Origin of the sequence: Flavobacterium ginsenosidimutans (assembly GCF_037478105.1) — a bacterium.
Taxonomy (GTDB): Bacteria; Bacteroidota; Bacteroidia; order Flavobacteriales; family Flavobacteriaceae; genus Flavobacterium; species Flavobacterium ginsenosidimutans.
In genome coordinates, this window is record NZ_CP147988.1 from 1,458,395 (window position 1) to 1,474,244 (window position 15,850).

Here is a 15,850-nt window from a genome sequence, read left to right on the forward strand (position 1 = left end):
ATTTATTTATTAATGTATAAGTAACCTGATTTTTCGTGAGGGTTTTGAGCGTTGTCTTTGTATTTCAAAATGTAGAAATAGGTTCCCACTGGCAGACCTTCTGTTTGTTTAACAGTTGAACGTCCGTTAGAATATCCAAGAAAAACTCGATCTGTATTATCATATTGATCAATGTTGAAAACCAGAACTCCCCAACGGTTGTAAATCTCTACTGTATTGTCAGGATAACATTCTATACCTCTGATATAGAATCTCGAGTTCTTCTGATCTCCATTTGGAGAGAAAGCTTTCAATACTTCGATTACACATCCATTTAAACCTATTACAGTAGGATTATCTCCATCATTTCTTGAATCGTCTGATAGATCTTCTACTACAACTCCTCTTACACTGCTTCCTTTCACACTTGCCTGATTGCTTACACTTCCTCTATTAATATCATCTTGAGTTATGGTGTAAATTGCGGTGAAATTTGTTTCGTTAGATTCGTTCACTCCCAAATTAATTGCCTGTCCTGAAACCACAACACCTGGCAACGGATCATTTAATGTGATTCCAACTAGGGGAACATTTCCAGTATTTGTTATTGTAAACTTATAAGTGATTGTTTCACCTGCATTAGCATATTTATCCTTGTTTTCATCATTAAGAACCGCTGTTTTAACAACTGAGATTGCTGGAACTTCAACAAAAACGTTTAGTACAGCTGTAGCACAATTTGTTGGATTTGCTTTTTCGCAAACTTGATAAGTCAACGTGTAATTTCCTCCTGGTGTATTTGGCTTAACACTTACGGTTCCATCTGCATTCCATTCAAAATAAGAATCAGTCGTTAAAGGTGTAACTGTAACATCTGCTGAATTGATAGGCTGTCCGTTTATTAAATCATTATCTAAAACATTTACAAATTCTAGAGAACCATTAATTCCGTCTACACTAATATTATCGTCTTCCAACGTAATTTGACCTGCTGTTGGTTCAGTTGGATCAACACTATTTACAACTGTAATCTTAACTATTGCCTGACTGCAATTTGATGGATTTGAAACTTCACAAATTGAATAGGTCAATTCGTAAACTCCACTTGGTGTATTTGCCGCAATATTGATCGAGCCGTCTGCATTTAATACTAGATTTGGATTAGCTGTAATCGTTGACAAAATAATATCTGAAACATTTGGTTTAACTCCGTTTAAAATATCATTAGCAAAAATATTAAGTGAAGCGTCCATTCCTTTTTTCACATCTATAGGTCCAGCCTCATCATCATTCGCTTTAATTGCAAATGTCGGACGTGCATTACAACCTGACGTCGCAGCTGGATAAGCTACAGAAACTACTACCGTTGGGTTTAATGAAAACTCCATTTTAACTCCATTTCTTGTAGCTTCAAATCCGTCAGCACCTTCAGTCCATTGTCCGTTATTCAAAATCCATCCTGGCCAATCAACTCCATTTCCGTTACTATCAACAACAGCTCCTGGCCAAATAAGAGTTCCGCTTAAAGATAAATTCGCCTGTGTTGCGACAACATTGTTATTGCTATCGATCCATTTTACTGTTAATAAATTACTTGTTGTGAAATTATCTGGAGTCACAGAATAATCAACATAAGGAACATTATTCGAACAGTAGCTGTTTGCTGATACTGTCATTTTCGGTTCCTTTACTGTAACTTTCACATTATTTGAACTGCAGTTGTTTGTATTTAATTTTTCACAAATTGTATAAATCAATTCATATTCTCCTGCAGGTGCATTTGGAGCTAGTATAACATTTCCATCTGCATCAACTGTCAAATATCCTTTTGGATCGGCAGTATTTACTGTTAGATTCACATCTGACGGTATTAATGCATTTCCATCTTTTGCATCATTATCAAAAACATTGATTAATGTTTGAGAAACATTTACTCCAACTGCTGATGGAATCACATCTTCGTTTGCAACAAGATTTCCTGCCGTAACCGTTATCACTGAAATCACTGAATCGCAGTTTGTCGGATTCGTGTTTTCGCAGATTTTATATTCCACATTATAATCTCCTTTTGGAGTGTTTGGCGCAACAGTAATGCTATAGTCAGCGTTTAATGTCAATCCTGAAGGAAGTGTTCCGATAATCGTGAACGAAGCCTCTCCCGCGTTATTTCCAATCACAACCGGATTTCCGTTTAATTTATCATTTGCAATTAATGACACCGTTGTTCCTCCAATATTTCCATTGATGGCTGTCGGCGCATCTGCAACCGCATCAATTGCTGGAAGTCCAACCGTTACTTTCACAGTATTTGAGCTGCAGTTTGCTGGGTTCAGCTTCTCGCAGATTGTGTATGTAAGCCCGTAAGTTCCCGCAGGAGCATTTGGCGCTAGGACAATGCTTCCGTCTGGGCTTACCGTTAAATATCCTTTCGGATCTGCGACAGTCACATTCATATTCACATCTGACGCCACCAATGGATTTCCGTTTTTAGTATCATTTGTAAAAATGTTTCCTAAAGTCTGAGACGCATTTGAAGCTGATGCTGATGGAATCTCATCTTCGTTTGCAACAAGATTTCCTGCCGTAACCGTTATCACTGAAATCACTGAATCGCAGTTTGTCGGATTCGTGTTTTCGCAGATTTTATATTCCACATTATAATCTCCTTTTGGGGTGTTTGGCGCAACGCTAATGCTATAATCTGAATTTAATGTCAATCCTGAAGGAAGTGTTCCGATAATCGTGAACGAAGCCTCGCCCGCGTTATTTCCGATCACAACCGGATTTCCGTTTAATTTATCATTTGCAATTAATGACACCGTTGTTCCTCCAATATTTCCATTGATAGCTGTAGGCGTATCTGCAACCGCATCAATTACCGGAAGGCCAATCGTTACTTTCACAGTATTTGAACTGCAGTTTGCCGGATTCAGCTTCTCGCAGATTGTGTACGTCAGTTCGTAAGTTCCCGCAGGAGCATTTGGCGCTAAGACAATGCTTCCGTCTGAGCTCACTGTTAAATATCCTTTCGGATCTGCGACAGTCACATTCATATTCACATCTGACGGAACTAACGGATTTCCGTTTTTAGTATCGTTTGTAAAAATGTTTCCTAGAGTCTGAGATGCATTTGAAGCTGATGCTGATGGAATCAAATCCTCGTTTGTAACAAGATTTCCTGCCGTAACCGTTATCACTGAAATTACAGAATCGCAGTTTGTCGGATTCGTATTTTCGCAGATTTTATATTCCACATTATAATCTCCTTTTGGAGTATTTGGCGCAACGCTAATGCTATAATCTGGATTTAATGTCAATCCTGAAGGAAGTGTTCCGATAATCGTGAACGAAGCCTCGCCCGCGTTATTTCCGATTGTAACCGGATTTCCGTTTAATTTATCATTTGCTGCTAGTGATACTGTTGTTCCTCCAATATTTCCATTGATAGCTGTTGGCACATCTGCAACCGCATCAATTGCCGGAAGGCCAACCGTTACTTTTACAGTATTCGAACTGCAGTTTGCCGGATTCAGCTTCTCGCAGATTGTGTACGTCAGTTCGTAAGTTCCCGCAGGAGCATTTGGCGCTAAGACAATGCTTCCGTCTGAGCTCACTGTTAAATATCCTTTCGGATCTGCGACAGTCACATTCATATTCACATCTGACGGAACTAACGGATTTCCGTTTTTAGTATCGTTTGTAAAAATATTTCCTAGAGTCTGAGACGCATTTGAAGCTGATGCTGATGGAATCTCATCCTCGTTTGCAACAAGATTTCCTGCCGTAACTGGTACAATTGAAACAACTGAATCACAATTTGCTGGAACGGCTCCCACTTCACATATTACATATTCTACATTATAATCTCCTTTTGGAGTATTTGGACTTACTGTAATAGTTCCATTTGTATTTAATATTAACCCTGCTGGTAAACTACCAACAATATTTAGAGTAACTTGTCCAGAGTTAGTCCCAATTACAACTGGATTTCCGTTTAAAGTATCATTTGCTGTTAACGATACTGTTGTTCCTCCAATGTTTCCATTAATTGAAGTAATTGTATCTACAACTGCTTTTATTTCATTAGCCACTACAACTGTGGCTGTAGCCGTTTTACAATTTGAAGAATTTATTTCACAGATTTCATACGTAATACTATATGATCCACTTGGTGTATTTGTTGCAAGAGTAAGTTCTCCGTCTGCATTAACACTTAATGCTCCATCGCTATGAACTGTTACAACTGTATTTAAGTTAGTAACGGCCACCCCATTTAATGTGTCGTTTGTTTTAACATTTCCAACATTTATTGCTGAAGAGCCTGAAGTTTTTACTCCAAATGAGTCAGTATTTGCACATAGAATTGAATTAATAACAAAACTTACATCACTAGAAGGGCATCCATTAGATGATACCGAAATAGTATAGCTTCCTGTAGGCGCTGTAATTGTACCCACATTATTTGTAACTCCAGTTGAAGGAGTTATTGTATAAGTATAAGCCGAATTGTAATTATTAATAATAAAGCTTCCCATAGCTGTTAAACATGTTGGCTGTGTAATAGCACTTAATGTTGGTACAGTTGGAACAGAATAGATTTGTACATCAACCGAAGTTCTTGCGCTTTCACATCCGTCTGACGAAGTCTGGCTTACGTAATAGGTTCCTGTTGCCAAAGCATCTGTTCCCGCAAGCGCTGTTCCGCCTGTAGAAGCATTATACCATTTTAGCCCTGTTCCAGAAGCAGCCAGATCGCTTACCGTTTTATTTTCTGAAGAGCAGAATGCCTGTGCTGAAGCTGATGGAGCCGATGGCGTAGGATTGATTTTCACATCAACCGAAGTTCTTGGACTCTCGCATCCCTCTGCCGAAGTCTGGCTTACGTAATAGGTTCCTGTTGCCAAAGCATCCGTCCCCGCAAGCGCTGTTCCGCCTGTAGAAGCATTGTACCATTTTAGGCTTGTTCCAGAAGCAGTGAGATCGCTTACCGTTTTATTTTCTGAAGAGCAGAATGTCTGCGATGAAGCCGATGAAGCCGATGGCGTAAGATTAACTTTCACATCAACCGAAGTTCTTGGACTCTCGCATCCCTCTGCCGAAGTCTGGCTTACGTAATAGGTTCCTGTTGCCAAAGCATCCGTCCCCGCAAGCGCTGTTCCGCCTGTAGAAGCATTGTACCATTTTAGGCTTGTTCCAGAAGCAGTGAGATCGCTTACCGTTTTATTTTCTGAAGAGCAGAATGTCTGCGCTGAAGCCGATGGAGCCGATGGCATAAGATTAACTTTCACATCAACTGAAGTCCTTGTGCTTTCGCATCCCTCTGCCGAAGTCTGGCTTACGTAATAGGTTCCTGTTGCCAAAGCATCTGTTCCTGCAAGCGCTGTTCCGCCCGTGGAAGCATTATACCATTTTAGCCCTGTTCCAGAAGCAGTCAGATCGCTTACCGTTTTATTTTCTGAAGAGCAGAATGCCTGTGCTGAAGCTGATGGAGCCGATGGCGTAGGATTGATTTTCACATCAACCAAAGCCCTTGTGCTTTCGCATCCCTCTGCCGAAGTCTGGCTTACGTAATAGGTTCCTGTTGCCAAAGCATCTGTTCCCGCAAGCGCTGTTCCGCCTGTAGAAGCATTATACCATTTTAGCCCTGTTCCAGAAGCAGCCAGATCGCTTACCGTTTTATTTTCTGAAGAGCAGAATGCCTGTGCTGAAGCTGATGGAGCCGATGGCGTAGGATTGATTTTCACATCAACCGAAGTTCTTGGACTCTCGCATCCCTCTGCCGAAGTCTGGCTTACGTAATAGGTTCCTGTTGCCAAAGCATCCGTCCCCGCAAGCGCTGTTCCGCCTGTAGAAGCATTGTACCATTTTAGGCTTGTTCCAGAAGCAGTGAGATCGCTTACCGTTTTATTTTCTGAAGAGCAGAATGTCTGCGATGAAGCCGATGAAGCCGATGGCGTAAGATTAACTTTCACATCAACCGAAGTTCTTGGACTCTCGCATCCCTCTGCCGAAGTCTGGCTTACGTAATAGGTTCCTGTTGCCAAAGCATCCGTCCCCGCAAGCGCTGTTCCGCCTGTAGAAGCATTGTACCATTTTAGGCTTGTTCCAGAAGCAGTGAGATCGCTTACCGTTTTATTTTCTGAAGAGCAGAATGTCTGCGCTGAAGCCGATGGAGCCGATGGCATAAGATTAACTTTCACATCAACTGAAGTCCTTGTGCTTTCGCATCCCTCTGCCGAAGTCTGGCTTACGTAATAGGTTCCTGTTGCCAAAGCATCTGTTCCTGCAAGCGCTGTTCCGCCCGTGGAAGCATTATACCATTTTAGCCCTGTTCCAGAAGCAGTCAGATCGCTTACCGTTTTATTTTCTGAAGAGCAGAATGCCTGTGCTGAAGCTGATGGAGCCGATGGCGTAGGATTGATTTTCACATCAACCAAAGCCCTTGCGCTTTCGCATCCCTCTGCCGAAGTCTGGCTTACGTAATAGGTTCCTGTTGCCAAAGCATCTGTTCCCAAAAGCGCTGTTCCGCCTGTAGAAGCATTATACCATTTTAGCCCTGTTCCAGAAGCAGTCAGATCGCTTACCGTTTTATTTTCTGAAGAGCAGAATGCCTGTGCCGAAGCCGATGGAGCCGATGGCGTAAGATTAACTTTCACATCAACTGAAGTCCTTGTGCTTTCGCATCCCTCTGCCGAAGTCTGGCTTACGTAATAGGTTCCTGTTGCCAAAGCATCCGTTCCCGCAAGCGCTGTTCCGCCTGTGGAAGCTTTATACCATTTTAAGCCTGTTCCAGAAGCAGTCAGATCGCTTACCGTTTTATTTTCTGAAGAGCAGAATGCCTGCGCTGAAGCCGATGGAGCCGATGGCGTAGGATTAACTTTTACATCAACTGAAGTTCTTGCGCTCTCGCATCCGTTTAGCGTTTCGCTAACGTAATATGTTTTTGTTGAAAGTGCATCTGTTCCTGCCAAAGCGCTTCCGCCTGACGAAGCATCATACCATTTATATACGCTTCCCGATGGCTGTAAATTGCTTACAGTTCTGCTGTCTGCTGAACAGAATGACTGTGCTGATGCTGTCGGTGCTGAAGGTGTAGCTGTTACTGTTACGGCAACCGAAGTTCTAGCGCTTTCGCATCCGTTTAGCGTTTCGCTAACGTAATATGTTTTTGTTGAAAGTGCATCTGTTCCTGCCAAAGCACTTCCGCCTGTAGAAGCATTGTACCATTTTAGGCTTGTTCCAGAAGCAGTGAGATCGCTTACCGTTTTATTTTCTGAAGAGCAGAATGTCTGCGCTGAAGCCGATGGAGCCGATGGCGTAAGATTAACTTTCACATCAACTGAAGTCCTTGTGCTTTCGCATCCCTCTGCCGAAGTCTGGCTTACGTAATAGGTTCCTGTTGCCAAAGCATCTGTTCCCAAAAGCGCTGTTCCGCCTGTAGAAGCATTATACCATTTTAGGCCTGTTCCAGAAGCAGTGAGATCGCTTACCGTTTTATTTTCTGAAGAGCAGAATGCCTGTGCCGAAGCCGATGGAGCCGATGGCGTAAGATTAACTTTCACATCAACTGAAGTCCTTGTGCTTTCGCATCCCTCTGCCGAAGTCTGGCTTACGTAATAGGTTCCTGTTGCCAAAGCATCTGTTCCCGCAAGCGCTGTTCCGCCTGTAGAAGCATTATACCATTTTAGCCCTGTTCCAGAAGCAGTGAGATCGCTTACCGTTTTATTTTCTGAAGAGCAGAATACCTGCGCTGAAGCTGATGGAGCCGATGGCGTCGGATTGACTTTTACGTCAACCGAAGTCCTTGCACTCTCGCATCCGTTTAATGTCTCACTAACGTAATATGTTTTTGTTGAAAGCGCATCTGTTCCTGCCAAAGCGCTTCCGCCTGACGAAGCATCATACCATTTATAGGCGCTTCCCGATGGCTGCAAATTGGCTACAGTTCTATTATCCGCAGAACAGAATGACTGTGCTGATGCTGTCGGTGCTGAAGGAGTCGCGGTTACTGTTACGGCAACCGAAGTCCTTGCGCTTTCGCATCCGTTTAGCATTTCGCTAACGTAATATGTTTTTGTTGAAAGCGCATCTGTTCCTGCCAAAGCACTTCCGCCTGACGAAGCATCATACCATTTATAGGCGCTTCCCGATGGCTGTAAATTGGCTACAGTTCTGCTGTCTGCCGAACAGAATGACTGCGCTGATGCGGTCGGTGCCAAAGGTACTGAATTAACCGTAACAGTTGTTGTCGCTGAAATTGCACTAGGACATCCAGAAGCATTTGTTACTTTAACAGTATAATTTCCAGAAGCAGAAACAGTAATTGATTGTGTAGTTGCTCCTGTGGACCACAGATAACTACTTCCGCCTGTAGAAGTTAAGGTTACACTTCCGCCTTGACAGAATGTTGTTGCTCCATCTGCTGAAATAGTAGGCGTTGCTGGCGTAGGGTTTACTGTAACTGCTACCAAAATTCTTGCACTTTCACAACTGTTAAGTGTCTGACTCACATAATAATTCCCAGAAGATAAAGTTTCGCTTCCTAAATATTGCGTTCCTCCAGTACTTGCATTATACCATTTTAAGTTAGACCCTGTTGCAACTAAATCGCTAACTTTTTTAGCATCAGCAGTACAGAAAGTCTGAGCTGAAGCTGTAGGTGCAGTTGTATTATTTATAGTAACTGCTACTTGAGTTCTTTGACTTTCGCAACCATTTAGTGTCTGACTTACATAATAATTCCCTGTAGATAAAATTTCAGTTCCTGAATATTGTGTTCCTCCAGTAATTGCATTATACCATTTTAAATTTGATCCTGTTGCAACCAATTCGCTTACCTTTTTAGCATCTGGATAACAGAATGATTGCGCTGATGCTGTTGGTGCAGCTGTATTATTTACGGTAACTGTTGCTTGAGTTCTTGAACTCTCTCCACAGCTATTACTTTGGCTCACAAAATAGTTTCCTGAAGATAACGTTTCTGTTCCTGCATATAAAGTACCACCTGTAGCTGCGTTATACCATTTATAAGCTGTTCCTGAAGGTGTTAAATCACTAACTTTTTTATTATCAATTGCACAAAATGTTTGCGCAGAAACCGTAGGTGCTGATGGTATTGTATTTATCGTAACTGTAACCTTAGTTCTATCACTTTCTCCACAGCTGTTCGCAGTCTGGCTAACATAATAATCTCCATTAGTCAAAGCTTGCGATGCTGAAAGTGCTGTACCGTTTGAAGATACATTGTACCATTTTATATTAGTTCCTGTTGCTTGCAAATTATTAACTGTACTATTGTCCGCAGCACAAAATGACTGTGAAGCTGCAGCAACTGGTGCTGAAGATTTTGAATTCACAGTTACTGATACTGCAGTTCTTGAACTTTCGCAGCCATTTGCTGAAGTTTGGCTCACATAATATGTTCCAGTAGCCAATGATGCTGTTGATGCATACTGCGTTCCCCCATTATTAGCATTATACCATTTTAGACTAATTCCTGTAGCAACTAAATCACTTACTTTTTTATTTTCAGAAGAACAAAATGTTTGAGATGAAGCAGTTGGCGCTTCAGGTGAAAAAGTTACAGTTATTGAATTTGAACTGGCACTAGCACATCCTGAACTATTTATTATTTTTAATGAATAAGTTCCTTCACTCGTTATTGTAATACTTCTGGTAGTTTCACCATTAGACCATAAATAACCCGTTCCATTATACGAACTCGCATTTCCAGTAGCCCTTAGTACCGCATTACCTGAACTTGTACATGAAGCTTGTCCTGAATTCACATTAATTACAGGCGTATTAGGTAGCGGATTAATTGTTACTACAACTGATTTTACAACCGAACACCCATCAGAAGAAAGAGCTTTTATGTAATAAGTTCCTGAAGTCGTTACAGCGTTTGGCGATGATAATGCTGCTGTCGCTGCCGCATTTGTCCAATATGAAAACGTTAGATTTGAAGAACTTCCTGCTGTTACGGCAGAAGCTGTTAAATCAACTGTTGAAGGCGAGCAAACTGCTGCTGGATTGGTTACAACAAGATTTGCTGTTTTTGGATTTACAGCTGCACTCGCAGAATTGTTTGCTGTGTTTGTATCAATCGCGGTTGGCAATGATGCTGTATTAGTATAATTTCCAGACGCATTTACTGTAGCAACAATTTTTAATGTCATTGATGTTTGCGCCTCAACATCACCAATACTCCAGATACCTGTTCCTGAATCATAAGCCCCTACTGATGGTGTTGAACTAACGTAAGTATATCCCGAAGGAAGTAAATCAGTTACAGAAACTCCTGAAACATTATTACCTCCTAAATTACTTACTTTCACAGTAAACTCTACATTCGATCCTGGACAAGGCACTGCATTATCAACAGTTTTAGTAATTCCTAAATCGGTACATAATGTAACATTTACTGCTTTTGACTGGGTTTGGCTTCCACAAACTAAAGTAGAAGAAACCGAGTAAGCTCCTGTTTTTGTAGCGGTATATGTTGCAGAATTAGCTCCGCTAATAGCAGTTCCATTATAATACCATTGATATGGCGCAAAACCTGTTGGTGTTGTTAGTTCTGCTGTGTTATTAGTACAGCCTCCTCCAGAAATATAAGTAAGTCCTGGATCATCTGGCTGTGCTGCAAAATTTGAGAAAAACCCTGCCATAGAGAATCCTCCTGCCTGTTGTACAATCGAAACTGTTAATTTAGCATCACTGGCAATTGAAAGATATTCCGGACTTCCTATCTGAACACTATTAAAATTGATAATATACCAACCTGTTGTTCCTATCTGATAACGAGCCCCAACACCAGATATGTTGGCAATATTGGTACCATTTACAGTTACAATATCTGTGGCACTTCTTAAAAGAATGTATCCAAAATAATCTAATGTTCCTGAATTATAATTTCTAAATTTTGCTGTCTCTATAAAATTGGATCCCCCACATTCAGAAACTGGTGCAATAGTTGAAATATCAACCTCACAGCCTTGTGCTGTACCTGAATATACAGCCACTCTTTTATCAGCAACGATATGTGAGGCTGTAAAATTGGTGCTATTTGAACCGTTCACAAAAGTATAAAACTGACCTGCCTGCGCTAAAGTAACTGTATTTGTAGTTACCAATGCTCCAGTAGTAGAATATCCTTCAACTTTTACAACTGTATTATCTTTTGTTGCTACTACAGTAGTCTGTTCTGCTGTACTATTACCCGTTCCTCTTTCCAAAAAATATTCTGTTCCCAAAACAGCCTCAGGCGGAATCTGATTGTATGCACTATCCCCACAACCACCTGGAGTATCAATCGCAGCCGATGTGTTCATTACAATAGGATTCGAAGATTCAACCAACGTTCCTATTGCTGCTTTAAATAAATAACTCTGCCCAGCATTTAAAGTAGTGGTAACAGTATTATTAATTTTTATTGTAGTATTATTAACGGTAGCCATAATACTATAAATAGGACGCTGATCTCCGTAATTATTAAAATTTCCTAAAGACCCGTCTCTATAATATCCTACTCTAAATCTTATTCCAAGTCCTGCATCTCCAAAACTAGTTAAAGCAGCATTTCCTTTGATATCCTTATCTACATCAGTACCCGATAAAGCATCAGAAGCGACGTTTCTTAAATTAATAGACACTGGAGCACTACCTTCTACAATTAATCCTGCACCGTTTAAAACAGTATTAAAAGCATACGCCTTTGTTGTACTTGGAGTGCCAGAAAATCTGTATACAGCGGGAGTTCCTTTAATTGCTGTAAGACTAGTTACTAATGTCCCATCACTTTTTGATACAGTAATGTTTACACTAGTTGTAGAATTTGTTGCTATAACAATTTCATTAGCATTGTTAAAATACTGCCAAGGAGCTGGAGCAATATAGTGTTTCGTATAAAATTGAGCCGAAGCGCTATAAGCGGTTAGTAATAAAAAAACAAAAAGAAAAGTTAGCCTGGAAAAACAAGGCTTTCGAAAAGTAAAGTTACGCATAGACAACTTGAGTTTGTGGAACAGAAATATAAGACACTAAAAAACAGATGATTGTTTTTAGCATATTGGTGAGATACGTGAAAAAAGATAAAATGGATTTAAAAAAACTTGAAAAAGCTTTTTCAAGACAAACACATAAAAATGAAATTATGTTGACCATTGACATATAGTAAAAAAGACTTAAAAAAGTCTATTAGGTTATAAATTAGTAGATTGGAAGTGCGAAAGTATATTAGGGAATGTATTAGAACTACATTATTCCGACAAAATGCAGATAAACTCGTCGAACAACAGTTTTTAACAAATGCTGAAGCATTTTTAAGTTAAAAAATGTAGGAAATTAATAACGAATGAGTCAAAAAGTCTTAAATAATTATCAATAAAATGCATTCTTACAGAATATATTGACAAAACAGCAATAAATCGTAAGATAAAAAAATAAGATTTTACTTGAATTAATTATTTTAAAACACTGAAAAACAATAAATTAAAAAATAAAGACTAAAAACTTAACATTTCTACTCTAAAAATTTAATATTACGTTTTAAACCTTCAAATTTTGTTCTTTTGATAGGTGAATTTTTAAAAACAAGTTTAAAAGTTTCTTCAGTGATTTCCATCCAGTCTTTTTTAGTAAAAGAAAGTAAATCTGGGTTTGGATTAAATAGAGGTTCTGAATGTGGTTTAGAAAATCGATTCCATGGACAAACATCTTGGCAGGTATCACATCCAAACATCCATTCATCAAATTTTCCTTTCATTTCATTAGGAAGGTTCTCTTTTAATTCGATAGTGTAATAAGAAATACATTTACTACCGTCAACTATATAAGGGGCCACAATAGCTTGTGTAGGACAAGCATCTATGCAGGCTGTGCAAGTACCACAGTGATCTGTTACCGCATGATCATATTCTAATTCTAAATCAATAATTAACTCCGCGATGAAGTAAAAAGAACCTACTTTTTGAGTAATTAAATTGCTGTTTTTTCCAATCCAGCCAAGTCCGCTTTTGGCTGCCCAAGCTTTATCTAAAACTGGCGCTGAATCTACAAAAGCACGTCCAGAAACTTCCCCAATATTTTCTTGAATAGAATGAAGAAGCTCCTTCAATTTATCTTTAATTACAAAATGGTAATCTTGTCCGTAAGCATATTTTGAAATTTTAAAACTTTCATCATTCTGCAATGAATCGGGATAATAATTAAGCAAAAGAGATACAACACTTTTACCATCATCAACTAACAAAGTTGGATCTAAACGCTTGTCAAAATGATTTTCCATATAAGCCATTTGACCATTACGATTATTCTTCAACCAGTTTTCAAGTCGAGGCGCTTCTTGTTCCAAAAAACCTGCTTTGGATATCCCACAAGAAAGAAAACCAAGTCTTTTCGCTTCATCTTTAATAAATTTCGAATATTTCTCTTTAGAATTTATCATTACCTTTCAGAAAAAACGACTTCAAGTCCAACAGGTTTTAGGGTAATTAAGGGATTAAAATTGATCGTATTACCCATTGAAACAATTTTATATTTTTTGACAATATAAGAAATTGCCAAACACATTTCGTAAATGGCAAAACCAGCACCAATGCACATCCTTGGTCCTGCTCCAAAGGGATAAAAATATTGCATAGAATGCTTCTTTTGTTCCCCTAAAAAACGATTGGGATCAAAGTGATCTGGGTTCTTCCAGTACTTCGGATTTCGATGCAACTCATAAAAAGAAACCCCAATCAGAGTATCTTTTTTTATATTAAATGTTCCTAAAGCATCATCTTCAACATTTTGTCTATCTGTAATCCAAGCTGGCGGATATAAACGCATAGATTCATTTAAAACAGCATTTATATAGGGCATTTTCTGAAGCTGTTCCACAATATTCTCCGTTTCAGATTCAGCATTAAGAACCTCTTCAAATATACTTTGTTGTACATCAGGATGATTTCCCAATAAATACAATGTAAAAGTTAAAGCATTTGCAGTTGTTTCATGTCCAGCAATAAAAAGAATTTTTATCTCATCAATTAATTGTTCAATTGACATTCCTTCGCCAGTATCTTCGTAGCGAGTTTCCAAAAGCATATTAAGCAAATCGTTCACCTCATTTTTAGAGGAAACTCTTTCTTCAATTAGACCTCGAATAATTTTATTATTTTCTTTAGCCAACTGAAGATGCTTTTTTACTTGACCACTCACCGAAAACCACCAAGCTTTATGAGGCAGTCTGATTTCTTTAATTAAAAAATTCTGAACTGCTTCAATAATATACTTAATTCTATCTAGTTTTTCTTCGGTAATAGAAAATTGAAACAATGATTTAGCTACAACGTTAAAAGCTAATTCGCTCATAACAGGAAAAAGATCCATTTTTTCATCTTTTACAATTGTTTCTAATTCTGAAATAATCGTAAGTTTCATATTTTCGACCAGCTGATTCATCTTCTGTTTATGAAAAGCAGGCTGAATAAGTCTTCTTTGTTTTAACCAAAATTCACCGTCAACAGTTAGAAGACCTTTTCCTAAATATTTAGACAAATAAACTGACTGAAATTTTGATTTGTGATAATTCTTTTGGTTTTTCTGTAAAATGTATTGTGCTACATCATTATCTCTTGATAAAATGATGTACTTTGATTTTCCAATTCTAATAGAAAACGAATCACCAAAATTATCAAAATACTTTGTATGATACGGGATTGGATTTCTACGAATTCCTTCCGCATCAATAAAAAATCTTAAAATAGATAGTTTTGGGGGATAATTATATTTTCTTTTAACAGACATTTATATCAAAACTAAAACAATTCTCCCTGATTATTAATATTAACTTTTCCAAGATGTTTATATGCTTTGTCTGTAACTTCTCTACCACGAGGTGTTCGCATAATAAATCCTTCTTGAATTAAAAAAGGCTCATATACTTCTTCGATTGTTTCGCTACTTTCACTCACAGCAGTTGCTAAAGTTGAAAGCCCAACTGGACCGCCTTTAAATTTATTAATAATAGTTAATAATATTTTATTATCCATTTCATCTAGACCATGAGCATCTACATTTAGAGCTTTTAAAGCATATCTAGAAATTTCTAGATCAATTCTACCATTTCCTTTAATTTGGGCGAAATCACGAACCCTTCTTAGCAACGCATTTGCGATACGAGGAGTTCCACGGCTTCTTCCTGCAATTTCAATTGCCGCTGCTAGATCAATAGGCATTTTTATAATAGATGCACTTCTTTCAACAATTGTTGTCAAAAGTTCTGTAGTATAATATTGTAAACGTGAAGATATTCCGAAACGGGCGCGCATTGGAGCCGTTAATAATCCAGATCGAGTAGTTGCTCCAATTAAAGTAAAGGGATTCAAATTAATTTGCACTGTTCTTGCATTCGGACCAGATTCAATCATAATATCAATCTTAAAGTCTTCCATTGCAGAATACAAATATTCCTCAACTACTGGACTTAATCGATGAATTTCATCAATGAACAAAACATCTCTTTCATCTAAGTTTGTTAGCAATCCTGCTAAATCCCCAGGTTTATCTAATACCGGCCCTGAAGTAATCTTGATACCAACTTGTAGTTCATTAGCTAAAATGTTAGCCAAAGTAGTTTTCCCAAGACCAGGAGGACCATGAAAAAGAGCATGATCAAGTGCTTCACCACGTTGATTAGCAGCAGCAACAAAGACTTTTAAATTTTCCAAAACTTGATCTTGTCCAGCAAAATCATCAAATGACAGCGGACGCAATCTTTTTTCAAGATCTAACTCTTCTGAGTTATATCCTTTAGTAGTAGGATCTAGATTTTCATTCATCCTACAAAGATATATAAACTAATCAGTTTGTAAAACAGTTGAAC

Annotated in this window: 4 protein-coding genes; all 4 read right to left on the reverse strand. The window is 38.7% G+C overall.

The features are described from left to right. Positions 1–2 precede the first annotated feature (2 nt). The 4 genes from V6624_RS06585 to ruvB all read right to left on the reverse strand — a co-directional run bounded on the left by V6624_RS06585 (position 3) and on the right by ruvB (position 15,806). Positions 3–11,984 carry a gliding motility-associated C-terminal domain-containing protein gene (locus V6624_RS06585; protein WP_338841328.1) on the reverse strand — a complete coding sequence of 3,994 codons (11,982 nt, stop codon included), beginning with the start codon at positions 11,982–11,984 and terminating at the stop codon, positions 3–5. Between the two features lie 518 nt (positions 11,985–12,502). Further along, positions 12,503–13,426 (reverse strand): tRNA epoxyqueuosine(34) reductase QueG, encoded by a 924-nt coding sequence (queG, locus tag V6624_RS06590; RefSeq protein ID WP_111287975.1) that lies wholly within the window; start codon positions 13,424–13,426, stop codon positions 12,503–12,505. Further along, positions 13,426–14,772, reverse strand: a complete 1,347-nt coding sequence (locus tag V6624_RS06595; RefSeq protein WP_111287977.1) for a cytochrome P450 — start codon at positions 14,770–14,772, stop codon at positions 13,426–13,428. The genes queG and V6624_RS06595 overlap by 1 nt, the downstream gene beginning before the upstream one ends. 11 nt (positions 14,773–14,783) lie before the next feature. Continuing rightward, entirely contained in the window at positions 14,784–15,806 is a 1,023-nt protein-coding gene (gene ruvB, locus V6624_RS06600) for a Holliday junction branch migration DNA helicase RuvB (RefSeq protein ID WP_338841330.1), read from the reverse strand. Between the last annotated feature and the right edge of the window lie 44 nt (positions 15,807–15,850).